The organism is Rhizobium sp. FY34 (assembly GCF_005222845.1).
Lineage (GTDB): Bacteria > Pseudomonadota > Alphaproteobacteria > Rhizobiales > Rhizobiaceae > Neorhizobium.
Map to the genome: position 1 here is coordinate 113,792 of NZ_STFZ01000008.1, position 14,491 is coordinate 128,282.

Sequence of the window (14,491 nt, forward strand, 5' to 3'; positions counted from 1 at the left end):
GCCAACACATCGATTGCACGCAGGAACATCCGCATGATCACCGTTTTTGGCTCCATCAACATGGATCTTATCGCCACCACGGCACGGCTGCCGCAGCCGGGCGAGACCGTGCCGGGCTCCAGCTTCTCGACAGCCGCCGGCGGCAAGGGCGCCAATCAGGCCCTAGCCGCGGCACGCGCCGGTTCGACCGTGCGCATGGCAGGGGCCGTGGGACAGGATGGCTTTGCCGAGCCGGCACTGGCGCTTCTGGCTGAGGCTGGCACGGACCTCTCAAGCGTCAAGCATGTCACGGAGCCCACGGGCACGGCCCTTATCCTGGTGGGCGGCGATGGCGAGAACATGATTGCCGTCGTTCCCGGCGCCAATGGCACGATGACGCCGGCCGATGCCTCAGCAGCCGTTGCTGCAATGAGCGCCACCGACATCCTGATGCTGCAGATGGAAGTGCCGGCCGATGCGGTGGAACAGGCTTTCCGTGCTGCGCGGGACAAATCCGTGCGCAGCATTTTCAACACCGCCCCCCTGACGCCGGATGCAATCCGGCTTGCTGGTCTCGCCTCTATCGTGGTTGCCAATGAGACGGAATTCGAACTGCTGATCGGCCGCCAGACGCTTGGCGCAGACGAGCGGATCGATGCCATGCGCGAACTCAGCGCACGCACCGGCCAGACGCTTGTCGTGACGCTCGGCGCCGATGGTGTCGTTGCCATCAACGAGGGCGAACTGGTTCGCGCTTCGGGCCTCAGAATCGAACCGGTCGATACGGTCGGTGCCGGAGATACGTTCTGCGGCTATCTGGCGGCAAGCCTTGACCAAGGACTGGATTTCGCAACATCGCTTCGCCGTGCAGCCGTCGCCGGCTCGCTTGCCTGCCTGAACGCCGGTGCCCAGCCGGCCATTCCGCTGGCAGCGCAGGTCGATGCAAAGCTCTGATGGAGCGGCCTGCGCGAGCGTTGCAAAGCGCTTGCGCTGCCTGGCTCGGCGCACCATATGGGGGGTCAATAAAACGGCGCATGCCGCAGGGGTGCGCCACTGGTCGCTTGATTTCAAGGACTGAAACATGAGCAGAATGACGCCATTTGCCAGCCCGCTGCTGCTGGGCTTCGATACGATGGAAAAGACCCTTGAGCGCCTGGCCAAGGGCAATGACGGATATCCGCCCTATAATATCGAACGTATGCGTGCCGAAGTGGCGGGCGAGCCGGAACGACTGCGAATCACTTTGGCAGTGGCCGGCTTTTCGGACGAGGATCTCGAGGTTAGCGTCGAGGAAAATCAGCTGGTCATTCGCGGACGCCAGAGCGATCCGGGCGAGCGACAGTATCTCTATCGTGGCATTGCGGCGCGCCAGTTCCAGCGCATATTCGTTTTGGCCGACGGAATGCAGGTGGACGGCGCGCGCCTTCGCAATGGTCTCCTTTCGGTTGACCTCATCCGTCCGGAACCGGAGCGCATGGTGCGAAAAATTAACATTTCCGTCTCAGACTAGGGTTTATGGCAGCAATGCTGAATACCCGAAGTCGGAGGCAAGAATGCTCCTCAAACACGCAACGGCACGCCTGACAGAATCAGAGCTTGCGCATCTCGGTTCCGGCGAAGTCGGCTATATCCGCAAGATGCGCTCGGAAGAAGTATCCCGATGCTTCCCGGAAGCTCCGGATATCGATCCGGCACTGGATCTCTGGGCGCTGTTCGGTGCCGATGGTACGCCGATCCTTTTGACCGACAATCGCTCCAGCACCTTCTTCAAGGCAGCCGAAGACGATTTGAAAACCGTCAGTCTTCACTGACGGTTTTGCCCCAACGCTGAGGGGCCATCAGAAATCCCGAGTTCAGGTTCGGCGGAAGGTCAGATAGGCAGAGGATCGTCCTTCGCGCCTAGCCTTGGCCTCGTAGCGCGTGCCCGGCCAGTTGGCAAACGGCGTCAGCCAGTCAGTCGGCTCCTGCGCAGTCCAATCGAAACCCCCGTGATCGCGGCAGTGCTGCAACGTCCAGTTCACATAGGTATCGATGTCGGAGGCAAAGCAGAACAGCCCGCCCGGCTTCAGCACGCGATGGAAGCGCGACAGATTGACCGCAGAGACGAAGCGCCGCTTCCAGTGCTTCTTCTTCGGCCAGGGATCGGGATAGAGCAGATCGATCCGGTCGATTGAGCCTTCAGGCATCCAGTCGAGCAATTGCGTCGCATCATCATTGTAGACACGGATATTGTGCAGTTCCAGCTCGTCCACCCGGCCGAGCAATTTCGCCATGGAATTGACGAAAGGCTCCACGCCGATAAATCCGGTCGAGGAGTTTTCGACGGCGCGGTGAACGAGATGCTCCCCGCCGCCAAAGCCGATTTCCAGCCGCAGTGTGTCAACGGCAAAAGGAAACAGCGTTTTCAGGTCATCCGGCGCAGGTTGCGCCGGATCGACCATCAGGTTTGGAAGGAGCGTCGTCATCAGGTCGACCTGACGCTCGCGAAGAGGTTTCCCCTTGCGGCGGCCGAAAAACGCCTCGGTGGCGCGTGACCTGCGCTCGGTCTCCTCAGATGACATGCTCAGCCCTTGATTGCTTCCTTGAGCGGCTTCACGAGATCCAGCTTCTCCCAGGAGAAGGAACCATCGCGACCCGCCTTGCGGCCGAAATGGCCGTAGGATGCAGTCTTTGCATAGATTGGCTTGTTCAGGTCAAGATGGCGACGGATTCCAGTTGGGGAAAGATCCATGACCTGGCGGATTGCCGCCTCAACCTGGTCTTCCGTAGCACCCTTGCCGGTCCCGTGCAGATCGACATAGATCGACAGGGGCTGGGCAATGCCGATGGCATAGGAAATCTGGATCGTGCAGCTGTCGGCAAAGCCGGCGGCCACAACGTTCTTGGCCAGATAGCGGGCGGCATAGGCGGCCGAACGGTCTACCTTCGTCGTATCCTTGCCGGAGAATGCACCGCCGCCATGCGGAGCTGCCCCACCATAGGTATCCACGATGATCTTGCGACCGGTCAGGCCGGCATCACCGTCGGGACCACCGATGACGAACTTGCCCGTCGGGTTGATGTACCAGTTGCAGTCATCGGCAATCTTCAGATCACCCAGCGCTTCGCGGATGTAAGGCTCAACGACCTGGCGAACCTTGGCCGAATCCCAGCTGTCATCGAGATGCTGGGTGGAGAGCACGATCGATACAGCCTCTGCCGGCTTGCCATCGATGTAGCGCACCGTGACCTGGCTCTTGGCATCGGGACCGAGCTTGCCAGCATCACCTTCACCTACCTTGCGGGCCGTGGCGAGCAATTGCAGGATGCGGTGCGAATAATAGATCGGCGCCGGCATCAGGTCCGGCGTTTCGTTGCAGGCGTAACCGAACATGATGCCCTGGTCGCCAGCACCTTCATTGCCCTGCTGGTCTGCTGCATTGTCCACGCCCTGGGCAATATCGGCCGACTGCGAGTGCAGCAGCACATCGATCTTGGCAGTTTTCCAGTGGAAGCCATTCTGCTCGTAGCCGATGTCCTTGATGGCGCGGCGGGCAGCAGCCTTGAACTTGGACGGATTGATGACGCTGTTGCCGTCCTTGTCCTGTTTCATCAGGCTCGGCGGCAGGCGAACCTCGCCGGCGATGACAACGCGGTTGGTCGTCGCCAGCGTCTCGCAGGCAATGCGAACCTTCCAGGGATCGACACCCGTCTTGGCGGCTTCACGATAGACAAGATCGACGATTTCGTCGGAGATACGGTCGCAAACCTTGTCCGGATGGCCTTCGGCAACGGATTCGCTGGTAAACAGATAATTGGCGCGCATGCTGGGATTCCCCTCAAGAACAAACCGGTGACTGTCGTAGTCAGTTCAGACATCAAAGACAAGGACACAACCACATAAATATATCTTTATACGACAAGGAGAGGTTACCGGAATGCAGATTCTTGTCAAAATCGGCCATAAAAAAAGCGGCCAGATGGCCGCTCGGCAATTGCCTCTTGAATATTGGTTCACTCCACGTCGGCTTCAGCAGCCAGAGCCTTGACGAGATCGACCAGCTTTCGGCGAACCTTGGGATCCGAAATCTTGACGAAAGCCCGATTGAGCTGGAGGCCCTCGGATGAGGACAGGAAGTCAACGACATAGTTGGAGCTGGATGCCTCGGCCATACCAGCCTGATTGACCGGCTGGTCGCCGGGTGCATCTTCGAAAAAGAAGGATACCGGCACATTCAGGATGCTGGAAATATTCTGCAGGCGGCTTGCGCCGACCCGGTTGGTGCCCTTCTCGTATTTCTGGATCTGCTGGAACGTAATTCCCAAGCTTTCACCCAGTTTTTCCTGGCTCATTCCGAGCATGGTGCGGCGAAGACGAATACGACTTCCAACGTGGATGTCGATCGGGTTCGGCTTCTTCTTGTTCTCTATCATTCTCAAGCGTCCTAAGTTGCTGAATTTCCCCGCGACCCGCTTAACGTGTAAACATATACCATAACTAATATTGCCAGTGCCCAATTGGCGAACATCAGCATATGTCAACACACGAGGCCAAAGCACTATGCAATCTTAGGGGTTTCTGGTCAATTGAGCCGTATTTTTAAACCCAGACGCGAAACTCCTGCAATCAGAACCAGCGTCACAATGATCAACCAGAAGTGCGTTTGTCGACTATAGTTGCTCCAAATAGAGTGGGCGGAACCACCCAGAGTGGAGTCAATGACAGCTTTTTGATCAAAATCAAGTCCACGCGCAATACGCCCATAACCATCGATCATGGCGGAAATCCCGCTATTGGCGCCGCGAATCAGTGGCAGACCCGTTTCAACAGCCCGTAGGCGCGACTGTAGAAAATGCTGATAGGGGCCGGGCGTATTGCCGAACCAGGCGTCGTTGGTGATGTTGAGAAGCGCCGAAGCACGCCCAACAGCCGCCGTGATTTCATCCGGAAAGATCGCCTCGTAGCAGATCAGCGGATAAAACACCTGGCCGCTGGGCAGGGTAAATAGCGTGCGGCTTGCCCCGCTTGTGAAGCCGCCCGGCATATCGACGATATTACCAATGCCAAATTCGTTCCAGAAGTCTTCAAAGGGCAGATACTCGCCAAATGGGGTCAGATGCACCTTGTCGGCGGCGGCAACGATCTGGCCCTGGCTGTCAATGGCGTAGACGGAGTTATAATAGCGCGGCGGCTGGCCGGGTGCAGCATCCTCCGAACGCACGACCCCCGCAACCAGGATCTGCCCGTCCTGCAAGACATCGCCAATGCGCGCCAGTGCGTCCCGGTTCTGCGTCAGGATGAAGGGCACCGAAGTTTCCGGCCATACGATGATATCGGGACGCCGGGCACCCGGTTTCGGCGGCAGGGCACTGAGGCTCAGATGCTCCTCGAAAACGGCGATGCGATCGGCATTTTCCATCTTGCGAGCCTGGTCGATGACCGGCTGCACAAGGCGCACGATCGTGCCTGCACTGGCGCCTGCATCTGGCGCGGCAATATCCGGTGCCTGACCCAGCCGATAGAAACCATAACCGATATGGGCTGCCGCCAGCAGCACGGCCAACGACAGGCCGCCCGCCATGCCGCGCCGCGTGCCGAGAAGTGCGGGCGCAGACAACACGAAGACGGCAAGCGCGCAGACACCGAACAGTCCAATGACCGCATCCGACTGCATCAACACCGGGATCGGCATCACGCCATAGCCGATGGCGTTCCATGGAAAGCCGGTAAACAGGAAGCTGCGCAGCCATTCGGCAAGGCCAAAACCCAGCGCCAGCGCAGCCAGACGACCAAAGCCGTCGGACCAGAACAAGCCGGCGATCCAGGTCGCCATGCCATAGAAGATGGCGAGCACGGCAGGCAGGCCAAGCACGGCCAGCGGCAGCGCCCAGGCAAACTCATCGGCATCGACCAGCAGCGCATTACCGAGCCACCAAAGACCGGCCACGAAATAGCCGAAGCCGAACAACCAGCCGAGACAGAAGGTCGAGCGCCAGCGCGCGAAAAGGCCGGAGCCCGGCGCCGTGGCCGAGCCATCCATCAGCCAGACGAGAAATGTGAAGGAAACGAAAAGCGCCGCAACGAAGGAAAACGGTGGCTGGGCCAGTGCGCCGAAGGCGCCGGCAAGCACGGCGAGCCCCGCCCGCCTTGCACCCCAGAGAAGGATGACCCTGCTGGCAAGCCATTCCATGAATTCCCCTTCCCTATTGCGCAACGATCGAGAGCTTGCAGGACAATGTCCGGCCAGGTTCGAATCCTTGTTAGCGCAGGTTAGGCGTCAGGGTCCATGCTGTTCCGGATTGGCCGGCGATACGGGCGCGGCAAGGGTCTGTGTCTCCAGCGCCGGCTGCTCGGTTTCACCCTTCAACAGGCGACGGCGTGCCGTCATCTGGCGACGACGCACGATACGCACCCGCTTGATCCGGCGCGGATCGGCATCCAGGATCTGAAACTCAAAACCGGGAACGGCCTGCACCAGTTCTCCGCGCACCGGAATGCGCCCCAGCGCCGAGAAGATCAGGCCGCCGAGTGTATCGACATCTTCCAACTGATCGCGCACGTCGAAATCGGAGCCGATCGCCGCCGCGATCTCCTCGAGCTCGACGCGGGCGTCTGCGATGAACACATCTTCGCTGGTACGCGAAAACATGACTTCTTCATCGTCATGCTCATCCTCGACATCGCCAATCACCATTTCCACGATGTCTTCATGGCTGACGAGACCGTCGGTGCCGCCATATTCATCAATCACCAGCGCCATCTGGGTGCGGGCCGCCTGCATGCTCTGCAAAAGGTCGGAAGCCAGCATGGAGGGCGGAACGAAGAGGATCTTGCGGATCAGCCCGGCATCACCAACCGACTTGCCGAGATCGACGCGCCCGAGATCGAACGCGGCGCGCGGGGTGCGCGCCGGCTTTGTCGTCAAGACCAGGGCGGCAGAGCCGTCGGGCTCCTCTGCAATCTTGGAGGAACTGCGACGTTTGTTGCGGGCCTGCTTGGCCAGATAGGACAAGAGATCGCGGATGTGGACGAAACCACGCGGATCGTCCAGCGTCTCGCGATAGACCGGCATGCGCGAGCGACCGTTCTCTTCGAACTGGATCAGCAATTCGCCAAGCGTCGTGTTGACATCGACCGCCTCGATATCGGCGCGGGGTACCATAATGTCTTCGACGCGAACCTCGCGAAAGCGTAGGATATTGTGAAGCATGGCCCGTTCTTCGGGCGAGAAGGCGCCGCTGACGGCTGTATCCGTCATCAGGGCATCGGCGAGGTCCTCACGCAGGCGTTCGCCCTGCGATGGCCGCAACAGCCGGAATGCCCGCGACCAGAATGAATTGGGCGACCGCCCAGGCGCTTCGCGTTTGAGCGGACTGCCACCCTCTTCAGAGGAAGATTGGTCCGAACCGCTGCCGTCATGCGCGGCGTGTGTCGAAATGTCGTTCATGGTTCCAGTTTACACCAACGGGTCTTGTCCCGCATAGGGGTCAGATAGTCCAAGCCTGGCCAAAATACGAGTCTCGAGGCCTTCCATTTTTTCAGCCTCGTCGATTTCGATGTGATCATAGCCGAAAAGATGCAGAAAACCGTGCACCATCAGATGCGTCAGGTGCTCATCAAAAGGCTTATCGAGGTCGGCGGCTTCCCGCTCCAGCGTCTCGCGGGCAATGACGATATCGCCCAGCATCGGGCCCGGCATTTTGCCCGGCGTAATGGGAAAGGCCGGAAAGGACAGGACATTGGTCGGCTTGTCCTGGCCGCGCCATTCGGCATTGATCTCGCGGATGGCCGCATCATCGGTAAAGACGAGAGAAAGCTCGGCGGCATGCGGGGGAAAAGGCTGGTTTTCCTCGCGGGCGATGAATGCGGCCGCAGCCCCGACCACGCGCTCGGCCATGGCGGCAAGCGTCTCTTCGTCGGGCCAGCGCTCGTCTTCCACGCTGATCTGTATGTCCAGGTCTGGCATAAGCGTTTTTCAGCCGCGTCTCAGCGGCCTGCATCCTCGCTCTCGTCTTGAACGGCATATTGCGCATCATAGGCCTGAACGATGCGGCCAACCAGCGGATGGCGCACGATATCGGTATCCTTGAAGCGCACGACGGAAATACCCTCGACACTGCTCAACAGTTGCAAGGCCTCGACAAGACCGGATTTGACGCCACGCGGCAGATCCACCTGGCTCGGGTCGCCGGTCACGATCATGCGGGCATTCTCACCCAGACGCGTCAGGAACATCTTCATCTGCATGGATGTTGTGTTCTGCGCCTCATCGAGAATGACGGCGGCATTGGCAAGCGTACGTCCACGCATGAAGGCAAGCGGCGCGATTTCGATGACGCCGGCGGCAATCGCCCGCTCCACCTTGTCGCCGGGAATCATATCATAGAGCGCATCATAGAGCGGCCGCAGATAGGGATCGACCTTTTCCTTCATGTCGCCGGGCAGGAAGCCCAGGCGCTCGCCGGCTTCGACGGCCGGACGCGACAGGATGATCTTATCGACAGCGCCGCGCTCCAGAAGCTGGGCGGCATGGGCGACGGCCAGATAGGTCTTGCCGGTGCCGGCCGGGCCAACACCGAATACCAGTTCGGACCGTTCCAGCGCCCGCATATAGGCGTCCTGCGTCGGCGTGCGCGCCTGCACCGTTTTCTTGCGGGTGGAAATCTGCGCCATGGAAAGCTTGGCCTTGCGCTCAAGCGTCGGCAGGGTCAGCTGGTCATCTGCCGCAATGGCCATGCGAAGTGCACCTTCCACATCGGAGGTTTCAACCGAGGCGCCCTTTTGCAGGCGTTCATAGAGGAAATCCAGCGCCCGTCGCGCCTGGTTGGTGGCCAGAAGCTCACCGGTAATGCTGACGGAATTGCCGCGCGCCACCGCTTCGATGTGAAGCTTCTGTTCCATAAGCTTCAGGTTCTGATCGAATTGTCCGAAGAGTTCGCTGGCGAGCCGGTTATTCTCAAAGGTCAAGACGAAGTGATTGGCGTCTATCGCGGCGGTTCGGCTGTTGCGCGAGGGTGAAGAAACCAATTCACGTCCGTTCAATGAGTCACGCTCCCATTCGGTGGCTGGAAACCATTTAACGCTCTGTTCTCTCGGCAAACAAGCTGTTTGGTCCCGCGGCGATGATTCGTACAGAAACAATGTCACCGATTTGCGATGCTTTTGCATCAAGATTCACAGACTGCAGCCAAGGAGAGCGCCCGATCAGCTGATCGGGCATGCGACCGGGCTTTTCCAGCAACAGATCGATGATCTTTCCGACGCAGCTTTCGGCAAAATCCTGCTGCTGCTTCAGAAGCAGAGCCTGCAAGCGCTCAAGCCGTTCGCCTTTGACATGCTCTTCCACCTGCGCACCAAGATCGGCGCCCGGAGTTCCAGGACGCGTGGAATATTTGAACGAATAGGCCTGCGCATAGCCGACCGTTTCCACAAGCCGCAGCGTATCTTCGAAATCCGCATCCGTTTCGCCGGGAAAACCGACGATGAAATCGCCCGACAGGGCAATATCGGGTCGCGCCGTGCGAATGCGCTCGATGAGACGCAGATAGTCGGCCGCCGTATGGCGCCGGTTCATGGCCTTCAGGATCCGGTCGGATCCGGCCTGCACCGGCAGATGCAGATAGGGCATCAGCGCGCGCAGATCGCGATGCGCCTCGATCAGCCGGTCGTCCATGTCGCGCGGATGGCTTGTCGTATAGCGCAGACGGGCAAGGCCCGGAATCTCCGCCAACCGGTAGAGCAGGTCGCCGAGGCCCCAGGCCTCGCCCTTCGGACCCGCGCCATGCCAGGCATTGACGTTCTGACCAAGCAGGGTGATCTCGCGCACGCCGCCCTCCACCAGCCGGCTTGCCTCATCCACGATCTGGGCCAGCGGCCGCGACACTTCGGACCCGCGCGTATAGGGCACGACACAGAAGGTGCAGAACTTATCGCAGCCTTCCTGAACCGTGAGAAAGGCCGTGACGCCACGCAAACGGGTGGCGGCCTTGTCCACCTTCGGCAGGTGCTCGAACTTGTCCTCGACCGCGTAATCGGTCTCGATCACCCGCTCGCCGGCACGGGCGCGCTTCAGGGCCTGCGGCAGGCGGTGATAGGTCTGTGGGCCGATGACCACGTCAACGGCAGGTGCCCGGCGCAGGATCTCTTCGCCTTCCGCCTGCGCGACGCAACCGGCCACGCCGATCATCATCTCGCGGCCATTGGCGGCGCGCTCCTTTTTCATGTCGCGCAACCGGCCAAGCGCGGAATAGACCTTGTCGGCGGCCTTTTCGCGAATATGGCAGGTGTTCAAGAGAACGAGATCCGCCTCTTCCATGCTGTCGGTGGTGACATAGCCATCGCTTGCCAGCGCATCGCCCATGCGCACGGAATCATAGACATTCATCTGACACCCATAGGTCTTGATGAACACCTTGCGCGTGTTGGCAATGTCGGCGCCGGCCTTGGCTGCGGCTGTGAATGTGGCGGTCTGGTCGGTCATGGGCGCTTCTTTACTGCAAGATTGCCCGCATTAGAAGGGATGTTTCACCGGGCGCGGGTCGCAGACGTCATCGATTGTTGGCATAGAGCCGCTGGCGCAACATGTTGCGCAGCCGCTCGACCACCAGCGCGCCTGCCACCTTGCGATGGGTCTCGGCGCGAAACTCGACCACCTCGCCGAAATCCACATCGACCTCCAGCGCTTCAGCCTTCAGCACGCCCATCAGATGCGGCACCATTTCGATATCGCCCGGCCAGGCGGCAATCGGCCGATGATAGCGGCCCATCGGCATGCCATAAAACCCCGTATAGGCAATCGATACCGGCTGGACATAGACAACACCTTCCGGTGAGCCTGGAACGGCGGCCGCCGCTGCGCCAAACAGCGATGATTTCACCTCAAGCAGCCGGTTGCCGTCAGAGGTCGTGCCTTCGGGAAACAGCACGACCAGTTCTCGCGCTGCCAGCCGATCGGCGATCTCGTTCACCTGCTCGCCGGCCTTGCGCTTCTGCTCGCGCACGACAAAGATCGTTTTCTGCAACCTGGCCAGAAGCCCGAACACCGGCCAACCCGCCACTTCCGCCTTGGCGATGAAGACGACATCGGCCACGGCGCCAAGCACGAGGATATCCTTCCACGAGGCATGATTGGCGGCCAGCATCAGCGGCCGGCGGCTTTCCAGCCTGCCATGCTGACGAATGCGGATACCCAGCATATGACAGGCAATGCGGTGCCAAAGGCGCGGCAGGGTGCGGCGCAGCGGCCAATCCAGCCAGAGGGCCAGAAGCTGCAAAGGGATCAGGAACAGCGTCACCAGCGAGAGGGTGACAAAAATGACGCCGATCCGCAGCCGATTGATCACGTGTCGTCCTTGTCGAGCGGGATGCCATAAAGCTCCAGCCGATGGCCGACAAGGCGAAAGCCATGCTCGCGGGCGATACGTTCCTGCAAAGCCTCGATCTCGGCGGAACGGAACTCTATCACATGGCCGGTCTTCACATCGATCATATGGTCATGATGTTCTTCAGGCACCGTCTCGTAGCGCGAGCGGCCATCGCGAAAATCATGCCGCTCGATAATGCCGGCATCTTCGAAAAGCTTGACGGTGCGATAGACGGTGGAAATCGAAATGCGCGCGTCTACCCTTGTCGAGCGCCGATAGAGCTCCTCGACATCCGGGTGATCGTCGGACTCCTGCAGGATGCGGGCAATGACGCGCCGCTGGTCGGTCATCCGCATGCCACGCTCGGCACACAGTTCCTCCAGGGATTTGGTGAGGTCCGTCATCGTGTACCGGCCTTGTATTACAGTCTTGGTCTAAAACAGGGACTAACGAAGATCGCGCCGCATGACAAGCGCTGCCGACCGGGTGCCATCGGCACTTGCATAATAGGCGGGTCGGCGCGCCACCTGCTGGAAGCCCAGACGCTGATAAAGCCCGACGGCGGCGCGGTTGTTTTCCTCCACTTCGAGGAACATGGTTTCAGCACCGCGCTCGACAGCTTCGCGCAGCGCCGCCTGCATCAACCGCCAGCCAAGGCCGCTGCGCGCCACCTTTTCCGTCACGGCAATGGTGAGGATTTCGGCCTCGCCGGCAACCTCGCGCGACAGAACGAAGCCGCCCAGCGGCCGGCTGAAAAACGCATTGGTCTGGAAGGCGGCAAAACCGAAGACGCCGGGCTGCAATAGAAGGCCGGAGATTTCACCATCATTCCACTGCCGGGCAAAGCGCTGACCGTGCAGTTCCGACGCGGCACGGCAATCGCCTTCCTGCAAAGGAACGATATCGAAAAAGGGCTTCCAGCTGAGATAATCGTCAAACATCGGTTCGGTCAGGCGCGGGCGAGTGCAAATCCGTCCTGGGGTTTAGCATCCGGGCCGCGCAGGTAAAGCGGTTTCGGTCGTGCTGCACCAACATCAGCCCTGGCACCCATGCGGGCAACCATGCCGATATCGAAACGGTCGGGCTCACCGGATGGCGCTTCCCCGGCGAGAAGCACCGCTGCCGAGCCGGTCACCGCCGCATCATGCCTCTGCGCCAATTGGCGCAGTTCTTCCAGCGAAAGCGAAAGAGCTTGGCCCAGCGCCTCACCCTTCACATCAAAGGCCTGCGCATAGATCTCATCGCGCTTGGCATCCATGGCGGCAATAACGGCCCGATCCGGATGGTTTGAAAGATAGGTGTTTGCCAGGGTTTCAAGCGTTGTGACACCCGCAACCTCTGCCGGTAGCGCAAGGCCCAGCCCACGCGCGGTCGCAACGCCCACCCGGATACCGGTAAACGAGCCGGGGCCGATGGTGACGGCCACGCGCCCGACAGCCTTCAACGGTAGACGGGCTTTACCCAGCACCTCGTCGATCATCGCCATCAGCCGTTCCGCATGGCCCTTGCCGATACGCTCGGACACTGTTGCAAGCACCGCATCCGCTTCGGCGTCATAGACCGCGGCGGAACAATCCACCCCGGCCGTATCGATGGCGAGAACTATCATCAGAAGATCAGATCGCTTCGACTGCCTGCACTTCGGGGACGAAATGCTTAAGCAGGTTCTGCACGCCATGCTTCAGCGTGGCCGTGGATGACGGGCAGCCAGCGCAGGCGCCCTTCATGTTGAGATAGACAGTCCCCTCGCGGAAACCCTTGAAGGTGATATCGCCACCATCCTGCGCCACGGCCGGGCGCACGCGGCTTTCCAGCAATTCCTTGATGGTGGCCACGATGGTTTCATCGCCGGCCTCGAAAAATTCGCCTTCTTCGTCCGTCACTTCCGCCATGCTGGCCGAGCCGCCCATGACCGGCTGGCCGGACATGAAATGCTCCATGATCGAGCCGAGGATCGCCGGCTTCAGATGCTGCCACTCCTGGGCTTCCTTGCTGACGGTGACGAAATCATAGCCGAAATAGACACCGGTGACGCCGGGAATGGCAAACAGGCGCGCCGCAAGCGGCGAGGCCTGCGCTTCCTCGGTCGAACGGAAATCCGCCGTGCCCTTTTCCATCACGACCTTGCCGGGCAGGAATTTCAGGGTGGCAGGGTTCGGCGTTGCTTCGGTCTGGATGAACATGTGCGGTCTCCTCGGCAGCTTTTCAGCGCCAGTTTAGAATTCTTCCAAAGAAGATAATCCGGTTCAGGTTTGCATTCAAGTGCGCATTTTACCGGAGAGGATCAAGGGTGGCCTTATACCAAGTGTCGATGATAGAAACCTATTGCGCCGGAGCGATTTTGGTTTCCGGCTAGGAGAAAACCGCAGTCGGACCTTTCGGTCCGGCGAGGATTTTCGACAAAGTCCGGGAGGCAAAAGCGCCCGGTCCTTCGCATGGGCCGGATTTCGTTCACCGGCTATGTCGCAATCCTCGACCGATGCGAACAGCATCGCTCTCCGGTATGCTCCTTGCCGGGTGAACGTCTCAGGTCCCACGCAATAGGTTCCTATCATTGACACTTGGTATTAGCACAGCGCGTCGATTTCGTCATTCGTCAGCGTGTCTGGCAGAACGGTGACGGGAATGGGAAAGGCCGTGCCGCGCACAGCAAGCGATGTGACGAGCGGACCGGGACCTTCCTTGGTGGAACCGGCCGCCAGCACCAGGATAGCGATATCCCGGTCTTCCTCGATCACGGCATTGATTTCTTCCGTCGCCATGCCTTCGCGGATGACGATTTCCGGATCGATGCCGATTGAATCGCGCACCTGTTGGGCGGCCTTCGCCATGGCAGCCTCCGCCTCTTCATGGGCCTCGGCGCGCATGATCTGCTCGACACCCAGCCATTGCTGGAAATCGCCTTCCGGAATGATGAACAGCAGAATGAGCCCGCCATTGGAGTTCTTGGCCCGACGCCCTGCATAATGCACGGCGCGCTCGCATTCCGGCGTACCATCGATCACGGCCAGGAACTTGCGCCTATGGCCCTCCATCCGTGAAAGCCGCTTTGAAACCATGACCGCTCTCCTCGCCTACCCGACCTGGTTGTTCGGGCCGAACTTATACCAATCACACAAAATGAAAACCCGCTGATCATGCGTGATCAGCGGGTCTGCCATGCAGAGAA

The 14,491-nt window shown here is 60.1% G+C and carries 17 protein-coding genes; 3 read left to right on the top strand and 14 right to left on the bottom strand.

Translation table 11 applies throughout. From position 1 onward, the window contains the following. The first annotated feature begins 33 nt into the window (after positions 1–33). The 3 genes from E8M77_RS06735 (at position 34) to E8M77_RS06745 (ending at position 1,790) form a co-directional block, all read left to right on the top strand. Complete coding sequence (locus tag E8M77_RS06735; protein WP_137129856.1) at positions 34–933, top strand: ribokinase; 900 nt, start codon at positions 34–36, stop codon at positions 931–933. A gap of 127 nt (positions 934–1,060) precedes the next feature. After that, entirely contained in the window at positions 1,061–1,489 is a 429-nt protein-coding gene (locus tag E8M77_RS06740) for an Hsp20 family protein (protein ID WP_137129857.1), read from the top strand. A 43-nt stretch (positions 1,490–1,532) separates the two neighbouring features. Beyond that, on the top strand, positions 1,533–1,790 hold the full coding sequence (locus tag E8M77_RS06745) for a DUF1150 family protein (protein ID WP_137129858.1): 258 nt from the start codon (positions 1,533–1,535) through the stop codon (positions 1,788–1,790). A 42-nt stretch (positions 1,791–1,832) separates the two neighbouring features. Here the strand turns inward: E8M77_RS06745 and trmB are convergent, their stop codons facing one another. The 14 genes from trmB to E8M77_RS06815 form a co-directional block, all read right to left on the bottom strand. Beyond that, entirely contained in the window at positions 1,833–2,540 is a 708-nt protein-coding gene (gene trmB, locus E8M77_RS06750) for a tRNA (guanosine(46)-N7)-methyltransferase TrmB (RefSeq protein ID WP_137129859.1), read from the bottom strand. A 2-nt stretch (positions 2,541–2,542) separates the two neighbouring features. After that, positions 2,543–3,784, bottom strand: coding sequence for a methionine adenosyltransferase (gene metK / locus E8M77_RS06755; protein ID WP_137129860.1), 1,242 nt, complete (start codon positions 3,782–3,784; stop codon positions 2,543–2,545). A 188-nt stretch (positions 3,785–3,972) separates the two neighbouring features. Next, the gene (locus E8M77_RS06760; RefSeq protein WP_137129861.1) at positions 3,973–4,392 is read right to left on the bottom strand and encodes a helix-turn-helix domain-containing protein; all 420 of its coding nucleotides are present in this window, start codon (positions 4,390–4,392) and stop codon (positions 3,973–3,975) included. 149 nt (positions 4,393–4,541) lie between these two features. Further along, positions 4,542–6,149: an apolipoprotein N-acyltransferase gene (lnt, locus tag E8M77_RS06765; protein ID WP_137129862.1), complete on the bottom strand. Its 1,608-nt coding sequence runs from the start codon at positions 6,147–6,149 to the stop codon at positions 4,542–4,544. A gap of 87 nt (positions 6,150–6,236) precedes the next feature. After that, a complete protein-coding gene (locus tag E8M77_RS06770; RefSeq protein ID WP_137129863.1) occupies positions 6,237–7,406 on the bottom strand; it encodes a hemolysin family protein in 1,170 nt (389 codons plus the stop codon). Between the two features lie 9 nt (positions 7,407–7,415). Beyond that, positions 7,416–7,925, bottom strand: a complete 510-nt coding sequence (gene ybeY / locus E8M77_RS06775; protein ID WP_137129864.1) for an rRNA maturation RNase YbeY — start codon at positions 7,923–7,925, stop codon at positions 7,416–7,418. A gap of 20 nt (positions 7,926–7,945) precedes the next feature. Next, positions 7,946–9,001: a PhoH family protein gene (locus E8M77_RS06780; protein ID WP_137129865.1), complete on the bottom strand. Its 1,056-nt coding sequence runs from the start codon at positions 8,999–9,001 to the stop codon at positions 7,946–7,948. A gap of 34 nt (positions 9,002–9,035) precedes the next feature. Further along, positions 9,036–10,439 (bottom strand): tRNA (N6-isopentenyl adenosine(37)-C2)-methylthiotransferase MiaB, encoded by a 1,404-nt coding sequence (miaB, locus tag E8M77_RS06785; RefSeq protein WP_137129866.1) that lies wholly within the window; start codon positions 10,437–10,439, stop codon positions 9,036–9,038. 67 nt (positions 10,440–10,506) lie between these two features. Beyond that, positions 10,507–11,301 (bottom strand): 1-acyl-sn-glycerol-3-phosphate acyltransferase, encoded by a 795-nt coding sequence (locus tag E8M77_RS06790; RefSeq protein WP_137129867.1) that lies wholly within the window; start codon positions 11,299–11,301, stop codon positions 10,507–10,509. After that, entirely contained in the window at positions 11,298–11,726 is a 429-nt protein-coding gene (locus E8M77_RS06795; RefSeq protein ID WP_137129868.1) for a Fur family transcriptional regulator, read from the bottom strand. The genes E8M77_RS06790 and E8M77_RS06795 overlap by 4 nt, the downstream gene beginning before the upstream one ends. Positions 11,727–11,768: 42 nt before the next feature. Further along, the gene (locus E8M77_RS06800; RefSeq protein ID WP_137129869.1) at positions 11,769–12,263 is read right to left on the bottom strand and encodes an N-acetyltransferase; all 495 of its coding nucleotides are present in this window, start codon (positions 12,261–12,263) and stop codon (positions 11,769–11,771) included. 8 nt (positions 12,264–12,271) lie between these two features. Continuing rightward, positions 12,272–12,931, bottom strand: coding sequence for a tRNA (adenosine(37)-N6)-threonylcarbamoyltransferase complex dimerization subunit type 1 TsaB (gene tsaB / locus E8M77_RS06805; RefSeq protein WP_137129870.1), 660 nt, complete (start codon positions 12,929–12,931; stop codon positions 12,272–12,274). Between the two features lie 7 nt (positions 12,932–12,938). Next, positions 12,939–13,505 (bottom strand): NifU family protein, encoded by a 567-nt coding sequence (locus E8M77_RS06810; protein ID WP_137129871.1) that lies wholly within the window; start codon positions 13,503–13,505, stop codon positions 12,939–12,941. A 384-nt stretch (positions 13,506–13,889) separates the two neighbouring features. Next, entirely contained in the window at positions 13,890–14,381 is a 492-nt protein-coding gene (locus tag E8M77_RS06815; protein ID WP_137129872.1) for a universal stress protein, read from the bottom strand. Between the last annotated feature and the right edge of the window lie 110 nt (positions 14,382–14,491).

What these genes read in the sequence shown, in the direction of transcription:
- E8M77_RS06800 (WP_137129869.1), bottom strand. Translation starts at nt 12,263, where the DNA reads ATGTTTGACGATTATCTCAGCTGGAAGCCCTTTTTCGATATCGTTCCT.
- trmB (WP_137129859.1), bottom strand. Translation starts at nt 2,540, where the DNA reads ATGTCATCTGAGGAGACCGAGCGCAGGTCACGCGCCACCGAGGCGTTT.
- E8M77_RS06760 (WP_137129861.1), bottom strand. Translation starts at nt 4,392, where the DNA reads ATGATAGAGAACAAGAAGAAGCCGAACCCGATCGACATCCACGTTGGA.
- tsaB (WP_137129870.1), bottom strand. Translation starts at nt 12,931, where the DNA reads ATGATAGTTCTCGCCATCGATACGGCCGGGGTGGATTGTTCCGCCGCG.
- E8M77_RS06740 (WP_137129857.1), top strand. Translation starts at nt 1,061, where the DNA reads ATGAGCAGAATGACGCCATTTGCCAGCCCGCTGCTGCTGGGCTTCGAT.
- E8M77_RS06810 (WP_137129871.1), bottom strand. Translation starts at nt 13,505, where the DNA reads ATGTTCATCCAGACCGAAGCAACGCCGAACCCTGCCACCCTGAAATTC.
- lnt (WP_137129862.1), bottom strand. Translation starts at nt 6,149, where the DNA reads ATGGAATGGCTTGCCAGCAGGGTCATCCTTCTCTGGGGTGCAAGGCGG.
- E8M77_RS06795 (WP_137129868.1), bottom strand. Translation starts at nt 11,726, where the DNA reads ATGACGGACCTCACCAAATCCCTGGAGGAACTGTGTGCCGAGCGTGGC.
- E8M77_RS06735 (WP_137129856.1), top strand. Translation starts at nt 34, where the DNA reads ATGATCACCGTTTTTGGCTCCATCAACATGGATCTTATCGCCACCACG.
- E8M77_RS06745 (WP_137129858.1), top strand. Translation starts at nt 1,533, where the DNA reads ATGCTCCTCAAACACGCAACGGCACGCCTGACAGAATCAGAGCTTGCG.
- E8M77_RS06770 (WP_137129863.1), bottom strand. Translation starts at nt 7,406, where the DNA reads ATGAACGACATTTCGACACACGCCGCGCATGACGGCAGCGGTTCGGAC.
- ybeY (WP_137129864.1), bottom strand. Translation starts at nt 7,925, where the DNA reads ATGCCAGACCTGGACATACAGATCAGCGTGGAAGACGAGCGCTGGCCC.
- miaB (WP_137129866.1), bottom strand. Translation starts at nt 10,439, where the DNA reads ATGACCGACCAGACCGCCACATTCACAGCCGCAGCCAAGGCCGGCGCC.
- metK (WP_137129860.1), bottom strand. Translation starts at nt 3,784, where the DNA reads ATGCGCGCCAATTATCTGTTTACCAGCGAATCCGTTGCCGAAGGCCAT.
- E8M77_RS06815 (WP_137129872.1), bottom strand. Translation starts at nt 14,381, where the DNA reads ATGGTTTCAAAGCGGCTTTCACGGATGGAGGGCCATAGGCGCAAGTTC.